This window comes from Vibrio halioticoli NBRC 102217 (assembly GCF_000496695.1).
Taxonomy (GTDB): Bacteria; Pseudomonadota; Gammaproteobacteria; order Enterobacterales; family Vibrionaceae; genus Vibrio; species Vibrio halioticoli.
In genome coordinates this window covers 14,599-40,526 of the sequence record NZ_BAUJ01000033.1, presented here as the reverse complement: position 1 = coordinate 40,526, position 25,928 = coordinate 14,599, and the positions used below count along the sequence as shown (strand labels likewise).

Below are 25,928 nucleotides of genomic sequence, written 5' to 3'. Positions count from 1 at the left end.
TTTCTCTAACTGTTCAGATGAACTTAGTGTGCAAGATATTGACAAAGAACACTAGTGGAACTGATTTTGCAGATATTACGACCATAAAAAAGCGCCACTAAAATGAGTGGCGCTGAATCATAAAGTGTTCACTACATTTGCTTATAACTGACGGATAAGCACCGTTTTAGCAAGAAAATCAAAAACCACTTCATAGCTTGCGCTTGCATCAGGAGTAAACGCGATATTGCCACTAGCCTCATGAATAGGTAAAGAACCTTCAGCGGCAATAACATCGTTGAAACCATGTTCACATTGACCCCAATCACCACAGGTCAGTTTAAACTCGTAAGAAGTGCCAGACTCAAGCTCTCCAGTATTAAACAACACTTGTCCGGCTGTATCGGTTAAGGCCATTTTTCGCTCTGCAGAATGATCCCAGGCACCTGAGATTGAGCCAGGAATATACCACTCTTTATCCAAATAACTTTCAACTAACTTAGCTTCAATGACTTTTAAAGCAGAAGTATCACTGGCGTCTAATGCAAATTCGTACATGCCTATTTCTGTGAAATCAACGGCACAATTTCCACCATCGCAATCAATCGCACTGTCCCAATCCCCCAAAGTAAACTTGTATTCAGCACTCTCACTTAAACCCAACTTGGTGCTATATACGCCACCAGTAAAGTACGGCACTTCGATAGTTGCTGGCTCCCATGAAGCTTGTGCAAAGCTGCCGGCAATGTATACAGGTGATGCGCCAAATGGTGGTAAATCTTGGTCTTTTTCAGCCACAGGTAAACCGCTACCTTGCACGCCATTTTGTGGTTGAACAAATACCGCTGTAGTCAATGCTGGTACAGAGAAGGTGCCATCGGCAAATGCCGCTGTACGTACTATTGAATCTGCCGAGATAGCCTGCACGTCATGAAGTTGAAAATCAGTTGCTCCTTCAATGGCGAAATGCTGCACCACATTAGAGGCATTAATGACAACAACAATAGCGTCATTGTTTGAATCAAGATCGTCACCGGCACTCACACCATCATCAATCGACATAACGATGAGACCTTGCGTTTGTCCTTCCCCAACATTGTGGAAATCGACACGCGCCATAACCTCTTGTGCTGAACTAAGTTGGAAAAGTGCACTCGAACTGCGAATTTTTAACAATTCTAAAAATTGATTCTTAGCCAAATCAATATCTTGTTCAGTCGGTTTATTGGTGCTGTCAGAGATAATTTGTGAGATTAAATTCCAGTTTGCCCCGTCTTTATCTTGGCGAGGTAATCCAACATTCCAGTTGTTATCTGAACCATCAAACTTCACTCGGTTAAACCAATCACCAGAATCATAAGAATCTCGCTGCATTGACTTAGAACGTAGTAGCTCAGAGCCCATATGGATAAAAGGAATACCTTGCCCCATCATTACTACAGACAGTCCCAAACTTTGCATACGAGCACGCTCATCAGAGTTAACTCCTGTCGCACTCTTGTAAGCATTGTTATCCCAGAACGTTTGGTTATCATGTTTAGACACATATGAAATGTTTTCTGAAGGATCTTTAGTGTATCCCGCAGGAGCACCATTATAGTCAATATGCTTACCTTGCTGAGTTGTGCCTTCATAATCGACAAGAACAAAATCAGCTAAATTACCCGCCATGCCCAAACGCACTAAATCTTGGTTGTGCAGCAAATCTTGGCTTTCTGTCTCGGTCATTTCACGACGTTCATTAGGATAAGCGGCGTTTGCAAAACCCTGATTTCTACGCAAGCCAGAACCGTCACCATCAAAAGGGCTACCGCCACGCACTGCATCACGCAGGCGATCAGAGAAAGTACCTATGCCAGTACCTGCCATATTGATTTGTGTGGCTTGTTCAAAGCGCGCATTGTTGGCTACTTCGCCAAAGTCCCATCCTTCCCCGTAAAATAGAGTATCGGGGCGAATTTTACGTACCTCTTCCAATGCTTCAATCATCAAAGCTTTCGGCTGGTGAGCCATAAGATCGAAACGGAAACCATCTACGTTATATTCTTTCGACCAAGTCACTAATGAATCAATCATTAGCTTACCCATCATTAAGTTCTCAGTGGCGGTATTGTCACAACATGTTGAGTTCTCTACGCCACCCGTATTCACATTCAGGCGATGATAATACCCAGGGACTATTTTATCTAAGACTGACTTTTCATTGGTTCCCGATGCATTAGTATGGTTGTAAACCACATCCATGATTAGCTTTAAATCCATATCATGAGTCGCTTTCACCATCTCACGAAATTCTTTAATGCGAACAGTACCCTCTGCATTGGTAGCAAAACTGCCTTCAGGCACAGTGTAATGGTATGGGTCGTAACCCCAGTTAAAGCTGTCTAGATCACGCAGATCGTTCATTAGAAGCTGAACTTGATCTGTCGTTGGATCGTAACCTTGCATGACGCTTTCTAAGGTCTGGTTTGGATCCTCTACTCCACACACAACGGCACTTTCTCGAACAGCACAAAGGTCTGCGACTGTGTCATTGATATCTATAGTATTCGCTTCATTTACAGTGGCTATATCAAAGGCAGGAAGAATATGTAAAGTATTTAGCCCGGCTGCTTGAAGCTCTTTTAGGTGAGAAACCGATTCTCGTTGTGGCTCAGTAATTGCAAGGTATTTTCCGTTAAGGGAAGGTGTACCTTGGGAGTCACTAAAACTAAAATCTCTTAAATGAGATTCATATAAGACATGATATTCATCGATATACTCGCCATGACTGTTTTGCGGGGTTTCTGGCCTTTCATAATTATCCCAATTAGCCGGCTTTAACGATGCGTCATTCTCTAAATCAACAACTTGAGAATATGTAGAATTAGTTGAAAGGCTTAAAGAATACGGGTCTGTGACCATAACCGTTTCAATCTGTTTCGTCGTTGGATGGTATACCGTGATTTCATATCGATAATACTTACCCACAACATCAGATATAGAATCAGACTCCCACACGCCATTGTGAGTATTTTCACTCATTTGTACCTGTTGGATCTGTACCTTGTTAGAGTCATACAGATAAAGTACGACATTTTTTGCTGTCGGTGCCCATAATTTAAACTCTGTATTTGTCCCCTGAACAATAGCCCCTAACTGCTCAGAAATAGCATTACCGCTGTCTTTTTTTACAAAGACGTCATCTAAAACACCGGCCTTTTGTACTTCTGTAGAGCTAATGAGTTGCTCATCACTATTATAAGTCGCCAGTACGATCTGGCTTTTCAGTACCAATCCCAATTCGGCATCGTCAAGATTAACGTGAGTGGCCGTTAAGCCAGCAAGATGTGGGAAGCGAGATTTTTGCTCATCGTTCAAGTTGCCTTCTATCGGCAATTCAATCTGTGTTCCACCAACAATATCTTTTTTATCACTATCTAATACAATCTCATTGCTCGGAGAGTAGTAAAGAACCACTTTATCCACATTCGCTGCAACTTCTAACGCTATCGTCTCTCTATCCAACCAGTGTGCTTTCTGCCCATTAATTGCCACAGGACGATCAGCGATTGGCTCATAGTAAATTTCGCTACTGCCATGAAAGCCAAAGAGACTGCGAGTTGCCCCTAATTGATCGAGTTGTACTTTGTGGTTTGCACTACCAAAACCTTTCTCATCACCTTTATGCAAAATAAAGTTCATGCACTTATGAGGGTCGGAAGCTAGGGTATCCACTTTGAGAACATAATAAGCGCCATAAGTGCGATTAAAGCCTGTCGCTAAATAAGGTTCAGCCCAGTTGGTACCTGAACTGCTAATTCCCATGCTTTCAAGGTCGGTACTAGTACAGCCTTCACCATTCCAAAGGTGTAATCCCCAACCTTGGTATTCACTTTCTAAAGCGCCATCACGTTTATAGTAAATGACCACTTCATCAGGTTGCGCAGGATAAAGCGCTTCGTTTCCTGGAGTATTGTCAGGAACATTAGGATCATCAATTGAAGAGGAGTCTCCTCCTCCACACCCAAACAGTACCGCTGCCACTAACATAGGCATTGTTGCCTTTGCTAATATATTCACCTTAAAACTCATTGTAGTTTCCTCTAGGTCAATCTAAATATGATTAATACCTCAAGAGAAGTTGCTCTTGATTGACCATATACTAGTGAGAAGTGAAAACTACATAACGTGACACAAACCAGATAAAACCAACAAAAACAATAAGATAGATAGCGTTACGAGTACTGTCACATATTGCAGGCATACAAAGTATTGTCCCGATCGATATTTGTACGCTGAGCCCCTACGCCCCTAAATATGCGTTATACGCCTCTTTGTATACTCCTATTCCACTATGTGTAATTTGTGGCTTTAGAATCAGAAAGCCCAATTTCAAGACAAAAAAAACGAGAGCTTAAGCTCTCGTTTCAGTATTTAAAAGGGATTGATGTAATTACATCATGCCAGGCATGCCGCCCATTCCACCCATGCCGCCCATATCAGGCATTGCAGGAGCATCGCCTTGTGGTTTGTCAGTTACCATAGCTTCGGTAGTGATCATAAGACCGGCTACAGAGGCTGCAAACTGAAGTGCACTACGAGTTACTTTAGTTGGATCAAGGATACCCATCTCTAGCATGTCGCCGTATTCGCCAGTAGCTGCGTTGTAGCCGTAGCTGCCTTCGCCTGCTTTAACGTTATTTGCCACAACAGACTCTTCGTCACCTGCGTTAGTCGTGATTTGACGAATTGGTGATTCCATTGCACGTAGAGCTACGCGGATACCGACGTTTTGCTCTTCGTTGTCGCCAGTTAGAGACGTTAGTTTTGAAGCAGCGCGGATTAGTGCAACACCACCACCTGCAACAACACCTTCTTCAACCGCGGCGCGAGTCGCTTGTAGAGCATCTTCTACACGGTCTTTTTTCTCTTTCATTTCAATTTCAGTAGCTGCGCCAACTTTGATTACTGCAACACCGCCAGCAAGTTTTGCTACGCGCTCTTGAAGTTTTTCTTTGTCGTAGTCAGACGTTGCGTCTTCAACTTGTTGACGAATTTGCGTAACGCGACCGTTGATAGCCACTTCATCACCCGCACCATCGATGATGGTTGAGTTTTCTTTGGTTACTGTCACACGTTTCGCTTGACCCAGGTCTTCTAGAGTCACTTTTTCAAGGTCTAGACCGATTTCTTCAGAAATCACAGTACCGCCAGTTAAGATAGCGATGTCTTGTAGCATTGCTTTACGACGGTCACCAAAGCCAGGTGCTTTAACAGCAGCAACTTTAACGATACCGCGCATGTTGTTCACAACTAGAGTTGCTAGTGCTTCACCTTCAACGTCTTCTGCAATGATAAGCAGTGGACGAGATGCTTTAGCAACCGCTTCTAGAGTAGGAAGTAGCTCACGAATGTTTGATACTTTCTTATCGATAAGAAGGATGAATGGGCTATCTAGGTCAACACTGCCTGCTTCTTGGTTGTTGATGAAGTAAGGAGATAGGTAGCCGCGGTCAAACTGCATACCTTCAACTACGTCTAGCTCGTCTTGTAGAGCCTGACCTTCTTCAACAGTGATAACGCCGTCACGGCCTACTTTTTCCATTGCTTCAGCAATGATGTTACCTACAGTCGCATCAGAGTTTGCAGAGATAGTACCCACTTGTGCGATAGCTTTAGTATCAGCACATGGTTGAGATAAACCTTTAAGCTCTTCAACAGCCGCGATAACCGCTTTGTCGATACCGCGCTTAAGATCCATTGGGTTCATACCCGCAGCTACCGCTTTAAGACCTTCAGTGATGATAGATTGTGCTAGCACTGTCGCTGTGGTTGTTCCGTCGCCCGCAGCATCGTTTGCTTGAGAAGCCACTTCTTTAACCATTTGCGCGCCCATGTTTTGGAACTTGTCTTCAAGCTCAATTTCACGCGCTACAGATACACCATCTTTAGTGATTGTTGGTGCACCAAAAGATTTGTCTAATACTACGTTACGGCCTTTAGGACCTAGCGTTACTTTTACTGCGTCAGCTAGAACGTTGACACCTTCTAGCATTTTGATTCGTGCGTCATTACCAAATTTAACGTCTTTAGCAGCCATTTTTATATTCCTTTCTAAATTCGATTCTATTTTTTAGTTGTTGATTCAGATAATGGTTACTTATTCAACAATTGCCATGATGTCGTTTTCAGACATGATGAGCACTTCTTTGCCATCAATCTTTTCAGTTTTAGTGCCGTAGCCTTCAGCGAAGATTACTGTGTCACCAACTTGAACGTCTAGAGGTTGCACTGTGCCGTTCTCTAGGATGCGACCTTTACCGACAGCAAGGATTTTACCGCGAGTAGATTTCTCAGCAGCAGAACCAGTTAAAACGATGCCGCCAGCAGATTTTGATTCAACTTCTTGACGCTCAACGATAACTCGATCATGTAATGGACGAATATTCATCGATTGATTCTCCTAAATTGTATTTCTAACAAATGATAAAATGCCGTTTCTTGGCTAGTGAAGAATATGTTGGGGGCAATCCGGATGATCCCAAGGGTAGAAGCTGAGTTTTTTACAAAAACTTCATATTAATGTGCACTTTGATTACTTAAGTGCTTTGTTTGCCCCTCTGGTTGAAAGCACGCTTACAGGTTATTCTATGCTTCCATCCAAACCAGCAGAATCTAGATGCACGATAAACACGGACTATTAACCGACCCCATCGACAAAGTGTTGCGTCAAATGACGCTACCTATGGTGCTGGGTATCGTCGCCATTTTAATGTTTAATCTAGTGGATACTTTCTTTATCTCGCTGCTTGGCACCGATGCGTTAGCGGCGATCAGTTTTACCTTCCCAGTTACCTTTGCCATGAACTGCATCACTATGGGTATTGGCATGGGGCTATCCACTCATGTGGGGCGTTTCTTAGGGCAAAAGCAACCAGAGCAAGCGGCGCGATTTTCCAGTCACGGTATTTTGTTGGCGGTGCTCATAATTAGCATCACCTCGCTCATTGGCCTGCACACCATTGAGCCTTTGTTTACTCGTCTTGGAGCTGAACCGAAGCTATTGCCTCTTATCGATCAATATATGGCGGTCTGGTATCTGGCAATCCCATTATTGGTTATCCCGATGAGTGGTAACGCCGCTATTCGAGCCTGTGGAGACACCAAAACCCCCGCCAAAATCATGATTACCGCAGGGGTAATTAATGGCGTATTAGACCCACTTCTTATTTTCGGTATTGGCCCGTTTCCTGAGCTTGGTATTCAAGGGGCGGCAATTGCGACTGGGATCAGTTGGTTTGTCGCTATGCTAGCCTCATTTTATATTCTAGTAGTGCGCGTTAAATTACTGGCTAAGCCCAAGCCAAAACAACTGCTCAGTGACTGGAAAAACATTCTTAAAATCGGTACTCCGGCTGCATTATCAAATGCGCTTAATCCGATCAGCGCCGCTATTTTAATGATGATACTGGCCAGTCACGGTACAGCGGCGGTTGCCGCCTATGGCGCAGCGCAAAGAATTGAGTCTTTGTTATTAATCGTGCTCATGGCACTGACCTCAGTTTTAACACCCTTTATGTCGCAAAACCTCGGCGCAAATAACCCACAACGAAGTTTCAAAGCACTGTTTATGTGTATGCGTTTCTCTGTTCTATTTCAGCTGTTGGTCTTTATTGTGATGGTGCCACTTAGCGCACCTTTTGCCAGCTTATTTAGCCAAGAAGAGAGCGTGCGTCACTTGTTATGGTTATATCTAGTATGCGTGCCAATCAGCTACGGCTTTCAAGGTGTAGTAATGTTACTGATCAGCAGTTTGAATGCTATGCATAAACCTATGTCGGCGTTCATCTGGAGCTGTTTGCGCTTGTTTGTATTTACTTTACCTTGCGCATGGTTAGGTAGCCGATACTTGGGGATTCAGGGGCTATTTATTGGAGTGGCAATAGGCAATGTTTTAGGCGGGATCAGTGGCTACTTGTACGCGTATGCACTGCGCCGTAACACCTTAAACGAAATAAGCCCAACACTAGGTTGAGCTTATTATTAAATAACGATTTACTGCATTTCTAAGAAACCACTAGATCCCGTCACCATGGATAAAGTTCTGTGAACGACCATTAAAGTTTTGATCCATATCTTCCGCAGGTTTATCCGATTTTGGTTTGCCGGTAATTTTAGCCGGAACGCCCGCCACAGTGGTATGCGGAGCGACGTTTTGCAATACCACAGAACATGAGCCGATTTTCGCGCCTTGTCCCACTTCGATATTACCCAGTACTTTAGCACCCGCGCCAATCATAACGCCTTCACGGATTTTAGGGTGACGATCGCCACTCTCTTTACCAGTACCGCCTAGCGTGACATCTTGTAAAATAGACACATCATTTTCTACCACGGCTGTTTCGCCAATAACAATCCCCGTGGCATGGTCGAGCATAATGCCCTTACCAATTTTAGCGGCTGGATGAATATCAACCTGGCAAGCCACTGAGATTTGGTTTTGCAGATAAGTGGCTAACGCCACTCGGCCTTGTTTCCAAAGCCAGTTAGCAATGCGGTAGCCTTGTAAAGCATGATAGCCCTTTAGGTACAGCAAAGGAGCTGAGTACATCGCAACCGCAGGGTCTCGGTTAACAGTGGCACAAATGTCACAGGCTGCTGAGTCCGTGATACTGGGATCTGCGGTTAATGCTTCTTCAATCACATCGCGTACACCCATGGCAGGCATACTGGCGGTTTTTAACTTATTGGCAAGGATGTAACTCAATGCCGCCGCAAAGCTGTCGTGATTAATAATGGTCGCATGATAGAAGCTAGCCAGCATAGGCTCTTGCTCTGCTTGTTTACGAGCCTCATTGACAATGCATTGCCATACATCGTTAGCTTCACACTCATCCATCTCAACTATCCTTTTTTACTAATATTCTTATCGTTCTGCTTTTTTATCGCGGGCTAACAAGTCCTGCGCAGCAGCATTGGCATCTTTACCTTGATAAAGTACTTGGTAAATTTGCTCCACGATTGGCATTTCGATGCCTTCACGATCGGCCAGTAGCCATACTTCTTTGGTGTTGCGGTAGCCTTCAACCACTTGCCCAATCTCTTGCTGTGCAGTGTCTACGTCTTGACCTTTACCCAATGCCAATCCAAAACGACGATTGCGCGATTGGTTATCAGTACACGTTAGCACTAAATCACCAAGACCTGCCATACCCATAAAGGTTTCCGGTTTGGCGCCTAATGCTACGCCTAAGCGAGTCATTTCAGCAAGGCCACGAGTAATCAATGCGGTACGAGCGTTAGCACCAAAACCAATGCCATCAGACATACCGGCGCCAATGGCAATGACATTTTTCACCGCGCCGCCCAATTGCATACCGATGAAATCATCATTGGCATACACGCGGAAAGACTTACTGCAGTGAATTTTATTTTGTAGTTCAGTGGCAAATTGTGACTCAGAAGACGCTACCGCAATCGCAGTCGGTAAACCCATGGCCAATTCTTTGGCAAATGTCGGGCCAGACAATACCGCCAACGGATACTGATCACCGAGTTTCTCTTGCGCAACATCTTTTAATAGACGACCTGTTTCAGGCTCTAAGCCTTTCGTTGCCCAACAAATACGTGAATCTGCTTTTAAATGTGGTTTTAAGCTGTCTAATACAATGCCAAAAACATGGCTTGGTACGACAACCAGTAGATCTCGACTAGCGGCAACGGCTTTTTCTAAATCACATTCCACAATCAGTGAATCAGGAAAAGGCACATCCGGTAAGAACTCTTTGTTCATTCTATCCGCTTGTAGCTTCTGCATGTGTTCGCGCTCATGGCCCCAAATAATGACTTCTGCGCCATTACGAGCGAGCGAGATAGCCAATGAAGTGCCATAAGAACCGGCGCCAATCACTGTCATTGATGTGCCTTGAAACTCACAATTTGATGCTGCCATATTCAAATCCATTATATGTGGTGAAAGGTCTAAAGACCCTTGAAATTAAAATCTACTGAATTTTAAAAGATAGTGTAAATAAAAAATGCACACCGTATCAAATGATTAGATGCGGTGTGCATTGATATTTTCAAGTGAATTTAATCAAAAAGATTAAATTAAACTCTAATTATGCGTCAGCTTGTGGCTGTTCTTCTTGTTGCTGTTGGCTTTGTAGGTAGTTCATGAACAACGCATCAAAGTTTACAGGAGCAAGGTTTAGTTGAGGGAATGTACCCTTAACAACTAGGCTTGAAATAGTTTCGCGAGCGTATGGGAACAAGATGTTCGGGCAGAATGCACCTAGGCAATGTGCAAGTTGACCTGGTTCCATATCTTCAGCTGTGAAAATACCACCTTGTTGAACTTCACATAGGAAAGCTGTTTCGTCAGCATTTTTAACAGTTACTGTTAGACGAAGAACAACTTCATAAACGCCTTCACCTAGTTGAGCACTTTTAGTGTCTAGGTCTAGGTTTACATCTGGTTGCCACTCTTTTTGAAACATTGCTGGAGAGTTTGGCGCTTCGAAAGAAAGATCTTTCAAGAAGATACGTTGAATTGTGAAGTTCTGTTGTGGTGTTTGAGTCGCTGCTGCTTCAGACATTTTTTAATCCTTAATTTGTATATCTTGGTATAGGGCACGCATCTGCTGCCCTATGATTATTTTTATTCAGCTAGAGCTTTTTGCTTTTTCTTCTTACGTGGTTCTTTTTTAGCACGCACTAAAGGTAGATTTGCATCACTCCAAGAAGATAAGCCATGTTTCAACACGAATACTTTTTCAAAACCAGCTTTAGCTAGTACGTTGGCATTCTCAATTGCAGTTTGACCTGTCTTACATACAACAATGATTGGGTCGCTTTTTCTGTTTTCAAGCGAACCTAATGTACCTTCTTTGATTTCAGAAGGTAAAATGTGAACTGAGTCAGTAATATGACCTTTTTTGAAGTCATCATTAGTACGAACGTCCACTACGACACCGTTTTCACGGTTGATTAGCATGGTCATCGCCTGAGTATCAACTTCAGTATATCCAGCGGTGGAAGATTTGAAGATATTCATCACTAGGGCGACAATAATACCAACCCAAACAACACACAGAATCATATTCTGGTGAGCAAAATCGAAAATTTCTTGCATCGTCAGATACTCTTTTTAATTCATAAACCGAAAAATTTAGCAGGCAGTATACCATTACAAACGTAGGATGCGAGATTGAGCCTGGGGTGATTGCTTTTTAAAAAGGAAACATAGATCACGAATACAGCACTATTCACTGCTTAGTTTTATAAATGAAACGTGAACGCAACCTAATTGATCGTAAATTCACACCTTCTTTGAAATTTAATTACTCTTGCTGTATAAAAATCATCCGGATTTACCCATTAGAAGTCAGCATTGAAAAATTTATTTAACCTTAAAGTGCTTCAATTGAGGTAATCTGTAGTAAAATCACGTGAGTTAAAGTTATTTAAAATTAAACAACGAGGTCAAACTATGTCAGCTAAGAAGCCTATGGCTCTAGTGATCCTTGACGGTTACGGATACCGCAAAGATAAAGCCGATAACGCTATCGCAAATGCAAACACACCCATCCTAGACAACCTAATTGCTACTCAGCCAAATACGCTTATCTCTGCTTCTGGCATTGACGTTGGCCTACCTGATGGTCAAATGGGTAACTCTGAAGTAGGTCACACCAACATTGGTGCTGGTCGTGTGGTTTACCAAGATCTAACTCGTATTACTAAGTCAATTGCTGACAAAGAGTTCCAACAAAATGAAACTCTAGTTAACGCAATGGATAAAGCTATCAAGTCTGGTAACGCTGTTCACATTCTAGGTCTAATGTCTCCAGGTGGCGTTCACAGCCATGAAGACCACATTTATGCCGCTGTTGAAATGGCAGCAGAACGTGGCGCAGAAAAAATCTACCTACACTGTTTCCTAGACGGACGCGATACTCCACCTCGCTCTGCTGAAGGTTCACTACAACGTTTCCAAGCTCTATTTACTAAACTAGGTAAAGGTCGTATCGCCTCTCTTGTAGGCCGTTACTACGCAATGGATCGTGATAACAACTGGGATCGCGTTCAACAAGCTTATGACCTATTAAGTGAAGCTAAATCTGACTTTACTTTTGATAACGCTGTTGCGGGTCTTGAAGCTGCTTATTCTCGTGATGAAAACGATGAATTTGTTAAACCAACTGAAATCAAAACAGCAACAGAAGAATCAGCCGCTATCGTTGATGGCGATGCTGTTATCTTCATGAACTACCGTGCTGACCGTGCTCGTGAAATTACTCGCACTTTCGTACCTTCATTCGATAACTTCGAACGTAACGTATTCCCACAAGTAGACTTTGTTATGCTAACTCAATACGCAGCAGACATCCCTCTACTATGTGCATTCCCACCAGCATCTCTAGAAAACACTTACGGTGAGTGGTTATCTAAAGAAGGTAAAACTCAGTTACGTATCTCTGAAACAGAGAAATACGCACACGTTACTTTCTTCTTCAATGGTGGCATTGAAAACGAGTTTGAAGGTGAAGAGCGTCAACTTGTTGCTTCTCCAAAAGTAGCAACTTACGACCTACAGCCTGAAATGAGCTCATTAGAATTGACTGACAAGCTTGTGGCTGCGATTAAATCTGGCAAATACGATGCGATTGTTTGTAACTACCCTAACTGTGACATGGTTGGTCACACTGGCGTTTACGATGCAGCAGTTAAAGCAAGTGAAGCTCTAGATGAGTGTATCGGTCGCGTAGTTGAAGCAATCAATGAAGTAGATGGTCAATTGCTAATTACCGCAGACCACGGTAACGCAGAAATGATGGTTAACCCTGAAACAGGTGGTATCCACACTGCACACACTAACCTTCCTGTTCCTTTGATCTACGTTGGTAACAAAGATCTAGAATTCAAAGAAAACGGTAAGCTTTCAGATCTAGCACCAACTATGCTTGAGCTATCTGACATCGAAATCCCAGCAGAGATGTCTGGTCAGGTTCTTGTAAATCTGAAATAATCTTTGCTAAGAACGCTTTGCTACAGTGTACACTGTAGCAAAGAAAGCCAAGTTAAAGATTTAGGATGAATCTCATTCCTCAGAAAGTACCATTTTCGAAAAAATTAAACGCCAGTGTGCTATGCGCTGGCGTTTTGTTATACCTGTCGTCTGCGCTATTTTTCTCGCCAAACGCAAACGCCAACCCTGAAGAATTAAAAGGGGTTAAAGGTGAGATAACTCGTCAGCAAAAAAGTCTTTCTCATCAGCAGAAAGAACTGGATAAGCTGCAAAAACGCCTAAAGACTGACGAACTCTCAATTGCCAACGCAAGCAAAAGCTTGACCCAGACTCGTTCATCATTAAAACGCTCAGAAGCCAATCTGAAAGTTTATGATAAACAGCATCAAGAATTATTAGATAAAACTCAGTCACAAGCTGAAGCGCTACAAAAGCTGGTTAAGCCTTACTACATGATGCACACCAGTGCCAAAATAGAGAGCTTTCTTAGTCATGAAAGCCCTGAAGAAAAAGACCGCATCAGCCAGTATTACCAACATCTTGCTAAACAGCGCACCGCAACTATCACTGAACTGCAAAAAACCAACGCTCAGTTGGAACAAAAAAACCAACAGTTAGTGGCCGAACAACAACAAATCGAAGCCCTGCTAAGCAAACAAACCCAACAACTTAAGAAACTGCGCACTTCACAAGCCAACAGAAAAAACACGGTAGCGAAAATTAAGCGCGGTATCGCAGGCGATCACGCCTACCTCAATGAGCTAAAACGTAACGAATCTCGACTCAAAGCCGAAATTGCCAAAGCCGCTAAGCGTAATTCTGTTCCTATGGATGGTTTAGCACGACGCAAAGGCCACCTACCGTGGCCAATCAAAGGTAAGGTACTGCACAGCTACGGCACTAGACAAAGCGGCCAAGTGTATTGGAAAGGCGTAGTTATCAGCGCCCAATATGAACAGCCAGTAAAAGCGGTTTATCCGGGTACTGTGGTATTTGCAGATTATTTACGTGGTTACGGCTTAGTGTTGCTACTTGACCACGGTAAAGGCGATATGACGCTCTACGGTTACAACCAAGTATTGACCAAGAAAGAAGGCGATAAGGTGACAGCAGGAGAGACCATCGCTCTGGCCGGAGATACAGGTGGACGTTCGACTCCTTCCCTCTACTTTGAATTAAGGCGCAACAGTAAAACCCAAAACCCGCGCTATTGGTTGAAACACTAAAGACAGAAACGCCAGCTTAAAGCTGGCGTTTCTGTCTTTAGCAACTGGAAAAGTAAAACTTATTCTACTTCTTCCATTTTGCCTAGCATGCTGCGAATGCGTTCTTGCCACGCATCATGCTCAGCTTGAACTTGTTGTGCACGCTGTTCAGTTTCAACTTTCTCGTTGCGTAGTTGCTCAGCTTCATTAGCAAGGCTTTGCTTCTGCTCTTTCAGTTCTTCAACTTCCATTTGTAACAGAGTAATTGTATCTACTGCTGTCTGCACTTTGGCTTCTAGTTTTTCTAACACTTCTAAAGACATGTTGGCCTACCTAATTCGTTATCCATATATAAAGACTGACTTCTCAACCATTCTACCCACACGCATGTATATAAACACACCTAAAAATTTAATTCTGGTTTAAATGGCCAAAAAAAACACGATTCTAATCAAATTTTGACAATCACAAACCTTTCCTCACCATTCTTGCTGTTGTCGATGAGGCAAAACCGATAAATATTCAAGAAGGCGAGTAAACTTGAGCAAATCACGCAAACGTTTACGTGAAGATATGGTAGAATCTCGGCGATTTTTTGAACCCTTTATGTGAACCCCCCTCAATTGGAGTCGATATGAAACGCGATTTAGCAATAGCATTTTCTCGTGTAACAGAAGGCGCAGCTCTAGCCGGTTATAAATGGCTTGGACGCGGAGACAAAAACGCAGCAGACGGCGCGGCTGTGGAAGTTATGCGTACCCTACTGAATAAAACTGAAATTAGCGGTGAAATTGTTATTGGCGAAGGTGAAATCGATGACGCGCCGATGCTATACATTGGCGAGATGGTCGGTATTGGCGGCGATGCAGTAGATATCGCAGTTGATCCGATAGAGGGAACTCGCATGACGGCTATGGGGCAATCCAATGCCTTAGCAGTACTTGCGGCAGGCGAAAAAGGCAGCTTCCTAAAAGCACCGGATATGTACATGGAAAAACTGGTTGTCGGCCCTGGCGCAAAAGGCCACATTGACCTGACTAAACCACTTGCTGAAAACCTAGTCAATGTAGCAAAAGCATTAGATAAATCTCTGCATGAGCTGACAGTGATTACTCTGGCAAAACCTCGTCACGATAAAGTGATTAAAGAGATGCAAGAGATGGGCGTGCGTGTATTTGCTGTGCCAGATGGCGATGTAGCGGCTTCTATTTTAACCTGTATGCCAGACAGTGAAGTAGACATGATGTACTGCATTGGCGGCGCACCAGAAGGTGTTGTTTCAGCCGCAGTTATCCGCGCTCTAGACGGTGACATGCAAGGTCGTCTTCTTCCTCGTCATGAAGTGAAAGGTGATGATGCAGAAACTCGTGCTCACGGTGAAGAAGAGTTAAAACGCTGCGCTGAAATGGGCGTTGAAGCTAATGTGGTATTGGCTTTGTCTGATATGGCAAGCAGTGACAATGTACTTTTTGCTGCTACTGGTATCACCAAAGGTGACTTGCTAGAAGGCATTACTCGTCAAGGCAATATCGCTACTACAGAAACACTATTGATTAGAGGCCGTTGTCGTACAATCCGTCGCATAAAGTCTATTCATTACCTTGAGCGTAAAGACGACGAAGTTAAAGGTCACATCCTATAACTCGCACCTACTCGCAAAAAACGCAGCCTCGGCTGCGTTTTTTATTACCGGTAAGCTTCCCCGTAATCATTCTTACCATCACTGCCCTTTAACAAGCCACACTCCACCAAAATCCAAACGCCACATATCAGAGCAATCAACGACAAGATTCGAGAAACCCCGTCACCAGTTTCGGCCTGCGCCGAAAATGGCACCAATAAGCGGCCAATAATCAATGGTATATTCAGTAATAAAAAGCGGTTTGATTTATTGCGATCGTGCCAACGTTTAGCCGTTACAGCTAAATCTGGATAAAATAAGATCAGTGATAAAACTGGAATCGCATACAGCGCCATCCCCGGTGATATATGGGCTAACATAGATCCAACAGCAGAAAGGAATAAATAATAGCTGATATTCCAAATCCAAAACTGCTTTCGCCCTATACGCCCATCAAACGAAAATAAGAAAAATTTATAGTCCATTGCTCATTCCTAAAGATTACATTGTTTATGGAAGCACTCTTTGTCCATCTCACGCACATTGACACTCAAACTGCCTACCCAACTGGCTTGGTCGACTAATAATTGAAAAATGCTCTCTGACAATGCTTTTTTTTGTTCGTTGTTACGTCCTTCAAGGAGTTCGATACTGACATGGATAAAGTTATGTTGGTCTTCACTCTCGCCAATCAACCATAAATGCGTTCGTAAGGTGCGCGAACGAATGGAATTACACTCAAACAGTTCACTATCAATCATAATTTGATGCATATCTTGCAACACACTATGAATATTCAACCGCCCCTCTAGAGCATCACTGTACTCCATAACTAAATTAGGCATAACAAACACTTCCTTGAAATAAAACCTCATCCTGATGAGGTATAAACCATACACTAAACGTCACCTACGGCCGTCAATTTCCCTTTATTTTTGCCAATGAGATCACCTCGTACTGTTGGCTTTCAAACTGAGTTTAATAAGAAATCATTGCTTCCATGATCTATAGACCTTTATCTGTTATATTGATCCACAGCGTATATTTTTTACTAATTTAGAAGGGAGTATTTTATGCGTCATCCTGTAGTTATGGGAAACTGGAAACTAAACGGTTCCAAAGAAATGGTAGTAGATCTACTAACTGGCTTGAATGCTGAACTTGAAGGCGTAACAGGTGTTGATGTAGCAGTGGCTCCGCCAGCGCTATTCATTGACCTTGCAGAACGTACTTTAACGGATGCAGGTAGTGCAATCATCCTTGGTGCACAAAACACAGATATTAATAACCAAGGTGCTTTCACGGGCGACACTTCACCAGCGATGCTAAAAGAGTTTGGGGCAACTCATATCATCATTGGTCACTCAGAGCGTCGTGAATACCACAAAGAGTCAGACGAGTTCGTAGCAAAAAAATTCGCTTTCCTAAAAGAAAATGGCTTAACTCCTGTTCTATGTATCGGTGAGACTGAAGCTCAAAACGAAGCAGGCGAAACTGAATCTGTATGTGCACGTCAAATTGACGCTGTTATTAACCTACTAGGCGCAGAAGCACTTAACGGTGCAATCATTGCTTATGAACCAATCTGGGCTATCGGCACAGGTAAAGCAGCTACAGCTGATGATGCACAACGCATCCACGCTTCTATCCGTGCTCACATTGCTGAAAAGAACGCAGATGTTGCTAAAAACATCGTGATTCAATACGGCGGCTCTGTGAAACCAGAAAATGCTGCAGCTTACTTTGCTCAACCAGACATCGATGGTGCTCTAGTTGGCGGCGCTGCACTAGATGCGAAAAGCTTTGCTGCTATCGCTAAAGCAGCGGCAGTTGCTAAAGCGCAATAATCAGTCTTAATGGACTGTCTTGCTTGGCAGTCTTAATTGGCAAAAGTACAAAGGTCAGCTTCGGCTGGCCTTTTTCATTTTTGTACCATACAAAACAAAAAAAACGCTACCAAAGGCAGCGTTTTTCACTAAATAATTTCTATGTGGTTAGCTTAGAAAAGCTCATCCGCAACCGTGTATAGATCATTACGAACCGGACGACGCATATTTTCAATTGCATCGATAATATCATGATGAACTAACTCTTCTTTTTGAATACCCACACAACGTCCACCATGACCTTCTAGAAGAAGGTGTACAGCGTAGTTACCCATGCGAGAGGCCAAGATGCGGTCAAATGCCGTAGGACGACCACCACGTTGGATGTGACCAAGAACAGTAGCACGAGTCTCACGTCCAGTCGCCGCTTCAATATCTTTTGCCAAATCATTGGCATCAAACATCAATTCAGTCAAAGCAATGATTGCGTGCTTCTTGCCTTTTTTGATGCCTTCTTCAATGTTAGCAATCAGCTCTTCTTTACTCCATTGACGCTCAGGAGTGATGATGTATTCACAACCACCCGCAATAGCAGACATTAGAGTAAGGTCACCACAGTGACGACCCATGATTTCAACGATAGAGATACGTTGGTGAGAAGATGAGGTATCACGTAAACGGTCAATGGCATCGATAACGGTATTAAGCGCCGTTAAGTAACCAATGGTATAGTCTGTACCAGCAATATCATTATCGATAGTGCCCGGCAGACCGATACATGGGTAGCCCATTTCAGTAAGCTTCTTCGCCCCCATGTAAGAACCATCACCACCAACAACCACTAGAGCTTCGATGCCGTGTTCTTTTAGGTTTTCGATAGCTTTAGCACGCACTTCTTCGTCTTTAAACTCAGGAAAACGAGCTGAACCTAGGAATGTACCGCCTTTATTAATCACATCCGATACACTCGAACGATCTAATTTTTCGATGCGGTTTTCATACAAGCCTTGGTAGCCATCATAGATGCCATAAACCTCAACACCTTTTGACAACGCTGTACGCACAACCCCTCGTACCGCAGCATTCATACCTGGTGCGTCACCACCACTTGTTAGTACACCAATTTTTTTAATCATGTTGCCCCTCAATTATTGGGATAGATCTAATTTATATTTTAATTTTAAGTGCCTTGTCATCGGCAAGAATTCTATCAGTCTCGCTCAAGCCCCCTTCTGGCTGTATTGAGCAAAACTACAAATCTTTCTCTTAATTAGAGTATTACAGTTTCCTGCAAAGTTAAGGTTGATTCAAATCAGAATCCGAAAACTTAACTTTCACCCTTCAAGATAGCTAATTTTAGCTAAATTTCATAAACAATTCATTGCAGGTTAACCCTGTTATTTGTCCTGCGCCTCGTATTTAGCAATCACTGAAAGTGGATCTTGATGAATAAGTACATCACAACCTTCAAAATGCTGTCTTAGTTTATCTTCTACTTCATCAGCAATGTTATGAGCATCTATTAAAGGAAGCTGATCATCAAGTTCTAGATGTAACTGTATAAAACGAGTAGGTCCGGACTGACGTGTTCTTAGGTCATGGATACCATAAACTCTATCAACTGAACTGGCGATTTCTGTAATCTCAAGTAGCTCTGAATCTGGCAACTGGCGGTCCAACAATGACTGCACTGCCTCGACGATCATTTTAAAAGCACTTATTAAGATGAATACACCAATACCTATTGCAAAAATAGCATCCGCTTGAGTAAATCCATACATGCTCAATATCAATGCCACTAAAATTGCGCCATTCATATAAAGGTCAGTTTGATAATGCAGAGAGTCTGCTGCGATGGCTTGGCTACCTGTTTGACGCACTACGTACTTTTGAAAAGTAACCAGACCAAAGGTTATGAGCATGGCAAACAAACTAACATAAATGCCTAACTCAGGTTGATTGAGTGCTTCTGGACGGAAAAAACGTTCAAAACCACTCAAAATCAAGAAAAATGCTGAACCTGATATAAACATAGATTGCGCTAGCGCGGCTAACGACTCAGCCTTACCATGGCCAAATGTATGCTCATCATCGGCAGGTTGCAGGGCATACTTTAATACCACTAAATTGATTGAAGAAGCGGCGATATCAAGTAACGAATCCACCACTGAAGCCAATAAACTCACAGAGCCTGTTACCCACCAAATTGCTATCTTTACTATTAATAATAAAGTTGCAACCAATGTGGCTGACCACGCAGCAATAGTCACTAATTTTTTATATCTTGAGTTCATAATCTTTATTGCAGTAAATTTATGCAAAGTATACACCGAAATATAACATCGATGTAATCCCAGAGAGTGGATAAGTCAGAGGTAGAAAATATGAAGAAGTGGTTACTTAATCTAATAAAACAATACGATGCATGGTGTGAAAACCTAGGTCTCACCCCTGAACATAAGCGTAGCTGTGTACCTTATCGTCAAGATCCTACAACAAATAAAGCCGAAAATAACAACAAAAAACGCAGCCAATAACGGCTGCGTTTTTATACTCAGAAAATCTATGTGCTTAAGATAATCTAGGCTATCTCATCATTCGCTTATTGGCTGTCTTTGTTAGCCATTTTCTTTTCCATTCTCTTTTGCATTTTTTGTTCACATTTTTGTGCTTTTTCTGCTCTCTTCTCTACTAGCTGTTGCTTTTGCTCAGCAGTAAGAACACTCATCATGCGGTGCGTAGTGCGCATTTTTTCTACTTTCATTGCCGTACGCTCAGCCACCATTGAAGACGCTAGCTCTTTGGCTTTTGCTTCGTCAAAATCAGCGGCAAGAACCAATTGTTGCTCTTGGTCTTTCATCGCTTTCATTTGCTCATGCTTGCTCTCACCTTGGGCTTGTTTCGAGGCACGCACTTCATCACGAATGGTTTTTAGCTCTGTTTTTTGTGCATCGGTTAAATCAAGTCCACGAAACATGTTTTTACCGTGCATTTGACCGCTACACTCTTTAGCGCCTTTATCGCCACCTTTTTTACCGTTAGCCAGTACAGCAGTGCTCGCAAATGCCAAAGGAACCATCATTGCTACCGCTAACCATTTTTTATTCATTGTCATGAGATCTACCTCGATAATTAAAATTATTCACTACTGTTTTTAGTAGATGACTTTAGAATAATAGTCTGTTTGTAAAGTGCGGTATGCAAAACGTAAAGATAAGTAAATCACTTCCACCCTCCTTTACAATGCTCGTACAATCTATGCATCAACAGATATCCAGCACAGTGAGATTGAATTTTATGCCACACATTTTACTAGTCGATGACGACACCGAACTAACCGCTCTGTTGGAAGATATATTGACCTATGAAGGGTTTACGGTTTCCCAAGCCAACAACGGCTTAGAAGGACTAGCGGCTATCAATGACAGTATTGATCTCATACTGCTTGATATCATGATGCCTAAAATGAGTGGCATGGAAATGCTCAAACACCTGCGTGAAAAATGGCAGACACCAGTTTTATTTCTGACCGCCAAAGGGGAAGAAGTCGATCGAGTGATAGGTTTAGAACTTGGCGCTGATGACTTTTTACCGAAACCATTTAGTGACCGAGAATTATTGGCTCGCATCAGAGCGATTTTACGCCGCACTCAAGGCACTACATCCGCGCAAACAGACGATGACAACACCAACGATATTGAGCTGAATATCGGTGCTCAAGAAGCTTACTGCCAAGATAAGTTACTTGATCTCACTAGCACAGAATTTGCATTATTAGAGCTGTTCTTACGTCACCCTGGAACCGTTCTCACCAAAGAGAGCATCAGTGTCGAAGTACTCGGTAAACGCCTTGCCGCATTTGATAGAGCGGTGGATATGCACGTCTCTAATTTACGTAAAAAGCTGCCTGAAAGAGAAGATGGTAAACCGCGCATCAAAACACTGCGTGGCAAAGGCTATCTGTTTGTCGAGACCAGCAAATGAAGTTGCCTAAATTCAACAGCTTTTATGGGCGCATCTTTGCCATTTTTTGGTTCACCATTTTAATGGTGCTACTAGCAGTACTTGGCTTACAAAAACTTGACCCACGTAAATCGCACTCCATCAATAGCTCTGCGCTGCATAAAATCACTCATCTGGTCAATACTGTAGAGTTGGAATTAAACCACAGCTCTAGCCCTTCCCGCGCCCTGAAAACACTAGAACGTCGCCGCTTTGGTAGCAAAGATTTTCGTTTGTATCTGGTCAATTCTGAGGGGAGTTTAATCAGCAGAGAACACGGTGCTAAACGCCAAGCTCTGCAAGCGATGGCGGCAGAATACAGTAATACCCAAGAACCCAGTCAAAAGTTATATGGACGCTATATGGTGGCAGGGCCTTTCCCTATTTTTGTAAATGGTGAAAATTATCGAATCTACGCCGGCTTTACCGCTAAACGATCGCCTCCCCTCTTATATCTGCTGTTAGATGCACCGTTTAAATTAATGCTATTTATTATGATCATCAGTACTCCGTTACTGCTGCTCAGCGCATGGAGTTTAAGCCGACCTGCTCGCCGACTAGAACATGCCGCCAAACGCGTGACACATGGTGAATTTGAAGTTGACCCTAGCCTTGAGCAAGGAACTAACGAATTTAAACAAACTGGGGCCAGCTTTAATCAGATGGTGCTATCCATCAACCAAATGGTTTCTGGTCAACAAAAGTTACTTTCGGATATCTCACATGAACTGCGCTCACCATTAACTCGTCTGCGAATGGCGAATGCGCTAGCCACCCGAAAACAAGGCACATCAAAAGAGCTGGAGCGTATTGAAACAGAAGCCGAAAGATTAGAACAAATGATCAAAGATCTTTTGGACTTATCCCGCATGCAAATTGACAGTCACCACAACCGTATTCGCATTGATGCGCCCTCACTGTGGGATGATATTTTATCTGATGCGCAATTTGAGGCAGAACAAAACCAAATTAACCTGACCTTTGAAGCAGTGCCGGAAGTATTTTTAGTTGGCAATAAAAAGCTATTAACCAGCGCCTTTGAAAACATAGTACGTAACGCGATTCGTTATGGTCACTCACAAGTGAGCGTATTGTTTTCAGTGACCGCTGACCAAGTGACCTTTATCGTTGAAGATGACGGCCCCGGTGTACCAAACGATGAGCTAGAAAGCATATTCCGTCCTTTCTATCGCGTTTCTACCGCGCGAGATAGAGACAGCGGTGGCACGGGCTTAGGCTTAGCAATCACTGAAAATGCTATTTTACAACACAACGGTATGATTGAAGCTAGCAAAGGCTCAACCTTAGGTGGACTCAAAATGACGGTACACCTACCTATTCAAACATAACAGCGCAACAAAATAAGTGACGATTGGAGGCGGTGCACCCAAAGCCGATTTGGGTATATACTGCCCCAATATATTTTAACTACGTGACCACTTATGTTTGATATCGCTTTATACGAACCAGAAATTGCGCCTAACACAGGTAACATCATTCGACTGAGTGCCAATTGTGGTGCCAACTTGCACCTAATTGAACCTTTAGGTTTTGATTTAGAAGAGAAGAAAGTAAGACGTGCTGGCCTTGATTACCACGATCTTGCACGCGTTACTCGCCACAAGAACTATCAAGCTTTTATCGATTTTTTAAATGAAAGAGATGGGGATTACCGAATTTTTGCCTGTACGACTAAAACCATAGGTCATCATATCGACCCTCAGTATCAAGCAGGTGATGTACTGTTATTTGGACCAGAAACTCGCGGACTTCCTGCTGAGTTAATTGAGTCTATGCCGATGGAACAGCGCATTCGCATTCCTATGATGGCAGATAGCCGTTCACTCAACTTATCCAATGCGGTTGCCATTATTGCTTTTGAAGCATGGCGTCAAATGGACTTTGGCGGCGCTGAATAAACAGCGCCTCCTTAAAAAGCATTAATTTAGACGATCTTTATCTTGGTCGTCTTTTTTCTCAAACTCGCCCTCAAACACATTTCCGTCACCTTTATCTTGGTTTTGAAATGGATTGCCCTGTCCGGCGTTAGTATGAAAACCAGAATGCATGCCATTGACTTGCACTCTTTTCATTAATTGCTTAGCAATAATGGCTCTTGGTTTAGGTAATAGAACGATCATCCCTAAGGTATCGGTCATAAATCCAGGCGTCAGTAAAAGCACACCTGCGACCGCTAACATTACACCTTCAACGATTTGCTGAGCAGGTAGTTCACCTTGTTGTAAACGCGATTGCACCGAAAGCAAAGTCGCAATACCTTGACTCCGCACCAAAGAAGCACCAATCAAAGCAGTAAAGATGACAAGGAATATTGTCGTCCAAACACCAAGAAATCCACCTACTTGAATAAATAGGCCAATTTCCACTATTGGCACCAATATAAATAACAACAATAAAATAGGAAACACGTATCCTCCTCAAAATTAGGTGCTCAGTTTAAGCTCAAAAAGGGGGTAAGCTCAATTGTTATATAACGCTGAGCACATCTCATATGTGAGTCACCTCACTCCTAGAGCATTTCACTCACAATCTCTAATAAACTTGTCTATTTTTAGGTGCCAAAGGTGATCCATTCATGAGTTTTTTAGACACAGTTTAGTATTATTGAGCTTCACAAAATCTAGTCTGATTTTTACACCAAAATAAACTGCCGAATGGACTCATCACTTATTGTTTAGCGCACCCTAATCGCGCTATCAAACATTCAATATCACTAAGAAAAATAAAGGTCCATGCTATGACGACAACTCCTACTCAGTCAGCAACTCGTATAGAAGAAGATCTCCTTGGCCAACGTCATGTTCCTGCCGAGGCTTATTATGGCATCCATACTTTACGTGCGATTGAAAACTTTAATATTTCTAGTATGACCATCTCTGATGTACCCGAGTTTGTTCGTGGTATGGTCATGACGAAAAAAGCGGCAGCTATCGCCAACAATAAACTTAGCGTACTTAAACCTGAAGTGGCGGAATACATCATTAAAGCCTGTGATGTGATTCTTGATACAGGGCGCTGTATGGATCAATTCCCTTCCGATGTATTCCAAGGCGGTGCGGGCACTTCGGTAAATATGAATGCCAATGAAGTAATTGCCAACCTAGCATTGGAATTGATGGGTAAAGAAAAAGGTCAATACGACATCATCAACCCAAATGATGACGTCAATAAAAGTCAATCCACCAACTGTTCATACCCTACGGGCTTCCGTATTGCGGTGTACAACAGTGTTATCAAGCTCATTACCTCTATTGAGTACCTTAAAGGGGCATTTGACGCTAAAAGCACCGAGTTCAATAGCATTCTAAAAATGGGCCGCACCCAGCTACAAGACGCTGTGCCTATGACAGTAGGGCAAGAGTTTAGAGCTTGGTCTGTGACGCTTTCAGAAGAAATTCGTAACCTGCAATATACCGCAAAATTATTGTTAGAAGTAAACTTAGGCGCAACCGCTATCGGCACCGGCTTAAACGCGGCTGAAGGCTATCAAGAGCTTGCTGTACAAGCATTGGCTGATGTTACTGGCCTAGACTGTGTACCTGCAGAAGATTTAATTGAAGCCACATCCGACTGTGGTGCTTACGTAATGATGCACGGCGCACTTAAACGCCTAGCAGTAAAACTATCGAAAATCTGTAATGACTTACGCTTACTGTCATCTGGCCCTCGCGCAGGTCTAAACGAAATCAACTTACCTGAGCTGCAAGCCGGTTCTTCAATTATGCCAGCCAAAGTAAATCCAGTTGTACCAGAAGTGGTTAACCAAGTTTGCTTTAAAGTATTAGGTAACGACAACACCATCTCTTTTGCAGCAGAAGGCGGTCAGCTACAACTTAACGTGATGGAACCTGTTATCGCACAAAGTATGTTTGAGTCTTTAGATATTCTTAGCAATGCTTGCGTGAACCTACGCGATAAGTGTATTGACGGCATTACCGTGAACAAAGAAGTGTGTGAAAGCCACGTATTTAATTCAATCGGTATTGTGACCTATCTAAACCCATACATTGGGCACCATGAAGGGGATATTGTCGGCAAAATCTGTGCTGAAACAGGCAAGAACGTCCGTGAAGTTGTACTGGAACGAGGACTGCTTACCGAAGCTGAACTGGAAGATATTTTCTCTGTAGAGAACCTAATGACGCCACAGTATCGAGCAAAACGCTTCGATTAGCACCGAACAATCACTCAACGTGAATAGAAGTGAGCCTATGCTTGTCTAGATGACACTCACTTCTATACTTACAACAATTCAAATACAT

Annotated in this window: 24 protein-coding genes; 10 read left to right on the top strand and 14 right to left on the bottom strand. The window is 42.9% G+C overall.

Features of this window, described 5'->3' with window-relative positions; translation table 11 throughout:
• Window positions 1-141 precede the first annotated feature (141 nt).
• The 3 genes from pulA to VHA01S_RS11165 form a co-directional block, all read right to left on the bottom strand.
• Window positions 142-4,053 carry a pullulanase-type alpha-1,6-glucosidase gene (pulA, locus tag VHA01S_RS11175; RefSeq protein ID WP_023404485.1) on the bottom strand — a complete coding sequence of 1,304 codons (3,912 nt, stop codon included), beginning with the start codon at window positions 4,051-4,053 and terminating at the stop codon, window positions 142-144.
• Window positions 4,054-4,414: 361 nt separating this feature from the next.
• On the bottom strand, window positions 4,415-6,061 hold the full coding sequence (gene groL, locus VHA01S_RS11170) for a chaperonin GroEL (RefSeq protein WP_023404484.1): 1,647 nt from the start codon (window positions 6,059-6,061) through the stop codon (window positions 4,415-4,417).
• Window positions 6,062-6,121: 60 nt separating this feature from the next.
• Window positions 6,122-6,412, bottom strand: a complete 291-nt coding sequence (locus VHA01S_RS11165; RefSeq protein ID WP_021714589.1) for a co-chaperone GroES — start codon at window positions 6,410-6,412, stop codon at window positions 6,122-6,124.
• Between the two features lie 228 nt (window positions 6,413-6,640).
• On the opposite strand from VHA01S_RS11165, the gene VHA01S_RS11160 reads away from it, so the two are divergent.
• On the top strand, window positions 6,641-7,996 hold the full coding sequence (locus VHA01S_RS11160; protein ID WP_023404483.1) for an MATE family efflux transporter: 1,356 nt from the start codon (window positions 6,641-6,643) through the stop codon (window positions 7,994-7,996).
• A gap of 42 nt (window positions 7,997-8,038) precedes the next feature.
• Here the strand turns inward: VHA01S_RS11160 and cysE are convergent, their stop codons facing one another.
• From cysE to VHA01S_RS11140, 4 genes are all read right to left on the bottom strand, one after another.
• On the bottom strand, window positions 8,039-8,860 hold the full coding sequence (gene cysE, locus VHA01S_RS11155) for a serine O-acetyltransferase (RefSeq protein WP_023404482.1): 822 nt from the start codon (window positions 8,858-8,860) through the stop codon (window positions 8,039-8,041).
• 27 nt (window positions 8,861-8,887) lie between these two features.
• Window positions 8,888-9,913: an NAD(P)H-dependent glycerol-3-phosphate dehydrogenase gene (gene gpsA / locus VHA01S_RS11150; protein WP_023404481.1), complete on the bottom strand. Its 1,026-nt coding sequence runs from the start codon at window positions 9,911-9,913 to the stop codon at window positions 8,888-8,890.
• Between the two features lie 169 nt (window positions 9,914-10,082).
• Window positions 10,083-10,559, bottom strand: a complete 477-nt coding sequence (secB, locus tag VHA01S_RS11145) for a protein-export chaperone SecB (RefSeq protein ID WP_023404480.1) — start codon at window positions 10,557-10,559, stop codon at window positions 10,083-10,085.
• A 62-nt stretch (window positions 10,560-10,621) separates the two neighbouring features.
• Window positions 10,622-11,095, bottom strand: coding sequence for a rhodanese-like domain-containing protein (locus tag VHA01S_RS11140; RefSeq protein ID WP_023404479.1), 474 nt, complete (start codon window positions 11,093-11,095; stop codon window positions 10,622-10,624).
• Window positions 11,096-11,452: 357 nt separating this feature from the next.
• On the opposite strand from VHA01S_RS11140, the gene gpmM reads away from it, so the two are divergent.
• Together gpmM and VHA01S_RS11130 are read left to right on the top strand one after the other, a co-directional pair.
• A complete protein-coding gene (gene gpmM / locus VHA01S_RS11135) occupies window positions 11,453-12,991 on the top strand; it encodes a 2,3-bisphosphoglycerate-independent phosphoglycerate mutase (protein WP_023404478.1) in 1,539 nt (512 codons plus the stop codon).
• Between the two features lie 65 nt (window positions 12,992-13,056).
• Window positions 13,057-14,217, top strand: coding sequence for a murein hydrolase activator EnvC family protein (locus tag VHA01S_RS11130; protein WP_023404477.1), 1,161 nt, complete (start codon window positions 13,057-13,059; stop codon window positions 14,215-14,217).
• 59 nt (window positions 14,218-14,276) lie between these two features.
• On the opposite strand, the gene zapB is transcribed toward VHA01S_RS11130, so the two are convergent.
• A complete protein-coding gene (gene zapB, locus VHA01S_RS11125) occupies window positions 14,277-14,519 on the bottom strand; it encodes a cell division protein ZapB (protein WP_021714597.1) in 243 nt (80 codons plus the stop codon).
• 311 nt (window positions 14,520-14,830) lie between these two features.
• On the opposite strand from zapB, the gene glpX reads away from it, so the two are divergent.
• On the top strand, window positions 14,831-15,838 hold the full coding sequence (glpX, locus tag VHA01S_RS11120) for a class II fructose-bisphosphatase (RefSeq protein WP_023404476.1): 1,008 nt from the start codon (window positions 14,831-14,833) through the stop codon (window positions 15,836-15,838).
• Window positions 15,839-15,882: 44 nt separating this feature from the next.
• Here glpX and VHA01S_RS11115 read toward each other — a convergent pair whose 3' ends face one another.
• Both VHA01S_RS11115 and VHA01S_RS11110 read right to left on the bottom strand, forming a co-directional pair.
• Window positions 15,883-16,302 (bottom strand): DUF805 domain-containing protein, encoded by a 420-nt coding sequence (locus VHA01S_RS11115; RefSeq protein ID WP_023404475.1) that lies wholly within the window; start codon window positions 16,300-16,302, stop codon window positions 15,883-15,885.
• Window positions 16,303-16,311: 9 nt separating this feature from the next.
• The gene (locus VHA01S_RS11110) at window positions 16,312-16,662 is read right to left on the bottom strand and encodes a 5-carboxymethyl-2-hydroxymuconate Delta-isomerase (protein WP_023404474.1); all 351 of its coding nucleotides are present in this window, start codon (window positions 16,660-16,662) and stop codon (window positions 16,312-16,314) included.
• A gap of 228 nt (window positions 16,663-16,890) precedes the next feature.
• Between VHA01S_RS11110 and tpiA the strand changes: the two genes are divergently transcribed.
• Window positions 16,891-17,664: a triose-phosphate isomerase gene (gene tpiA, locus VHA01S_RS11105; RefSeq protein ID WP_023404473.1), complete on the top strand. Its 774-nt coding sequence runs from the start codon at window positions 16,891-16,893 to the stop codon at window positions 17,662-17,664.
• 152 nt (window positions 17,665-17,816) lie between these two features.
• On the opposite strand, the gene pfkA is transcribed toward tpiA, so the two are convergent.
• Together pfkA and fieF are read right to left on the bottom strand one after the other, a co-directional pair.
• Entirely contained in the window at window positions 17,817-18,779 is a 963-nt protein-coding gene (pfkA, locus tag VHA01S_RS11100; protein ID WP_023404472.1) for a 6-phosphofructokinase, read from the bottom strand.
• Window positions 18,780-19,040: 261 nt separating this feature from the next.
• A complete protein-coding gene (gene fieF / locus VHA01S_RS11095) occupies window positions 19,041-19,937 on the bottom strand; it encodes a CDF family cation-efflux transporter FieF (RefSeq protein WP_039970742.1) in 897 nt (298 codons plus the stop codon).
• Between the two features lie 90 nt (window positions 19,938-20,027).
• Between fieF and VHA01S_RS18485 the strand changes: the two genes are divergently transcribed.
• The gene (locus VHA01S_RS18485) at window positions 20,028-20,180 is read left to right on the top strand and encodes a DUF5363 family protein (protein WP_023404470.1); all 153 of its coding nucleotides are present in this window, start codon (window positions 20,028-20,030) and stop codon (window positions 20,178-20,180) included.
• A gap of 65 nt (window positions 20,181-20,245) precedes the next feature.
• Here VHA01S_RS18485 and VHA01S_RS11090 read toward each other — a convergent pair whose 3' ends face one another.
• The gene (locus tag VHA01S_RS11090) at window positions 20,246-20,758 is read right to left on the bottom strand and encodes a Spy/CpxP family protein refolding chaperone (protein ID WP_023404469.1); all 513 of its coding nucleotides are present in this window, start codon (window positions 20,756-20,758) and stop codon (window positions 20,246-20,248) included.
• 182 nt (window positions 20,759-20,940) lie between these two features.
• Between VHA01S_RS11090 and VHA01S_RS11085 the strand changes: the two genes are divergently transcribed.
• From VHA01S_RS11085 to VHA01S_RS11075, 3 genes are all read left to right on the top strand, one after another.
• Complete coding sequence (locus VHA01S_RS11085) at window positions 20,941-21,627, top strand: response regulator (RefSeq protein WP_023404468.1); 687 nt, start codon at window positions 20,941-20,943, stop codon at window positions 21,625-21,627.
• Entirely contained in the window at window positions 21,624-22,994 is a 1,371-nt protein-coding gene (gene cpxA / locus VHA01S_RS11080) for an envelope stress sensor histidine kinase CpxA (RefSeq protein WP_023404467.1), read from the top strand. The genes VHA01S_RS11085 and cpxA overlap by 4 nt, the downstream gene beginning before the upstream one ends.
• A gap of 93 nt (window positions 22,995-23,087) precedes the next feature.
• Complete coding sequence (locus VHA01S_RS11075) at window positions 23,088-23,564, top strand: tRNA (cytidine(34)-2'-O)-methyltransferase (RefSeq protein ID WP_023404466.1); 477 nt, start codon at window positions 23,088-23,090, stop codon at window positions 23,562-23,564.
• Window positions 23,565-23,585: 21 nt separating this feature from the next.
• Here VHA01S_RS11075 and VHA01S_RS11070 read toward each other — a convergent pair whose 3' ends face one another.
• The gene (locus VHA01S_RS11070) at window positions 23,586-24,074 is read right to left on the bottom strand and encodes an FxsA family protein (protein ID WP_023404465.1); all 489 of its coding nucleotides are present in this window, start codon (window positions 24,072-24,074) and stop codon (window positions 23,586-23,588) included.
• Between the two features lie 329 nt (window positions 24,075-24,403).
• On the opposite strand from VHA01S_RS11070, the gene aspA reads away from it, so the two are divergent.
• Window positions 24,404-25,840 carry an aspartate ammonia-lyase gene (gene aspA / locus VHA01S_RS11065; protein WP_023404464.1) on the top strand — a complete coding sequence of 479 codons (1,437 nt, stop codon included), beginning with the start codon at window positions 24,404-24,406 and terminating at the stop codon, window positions 25,838-25,840.
• Window positions 25,841-25,928 lie beyond the last annotated feature (88 nt).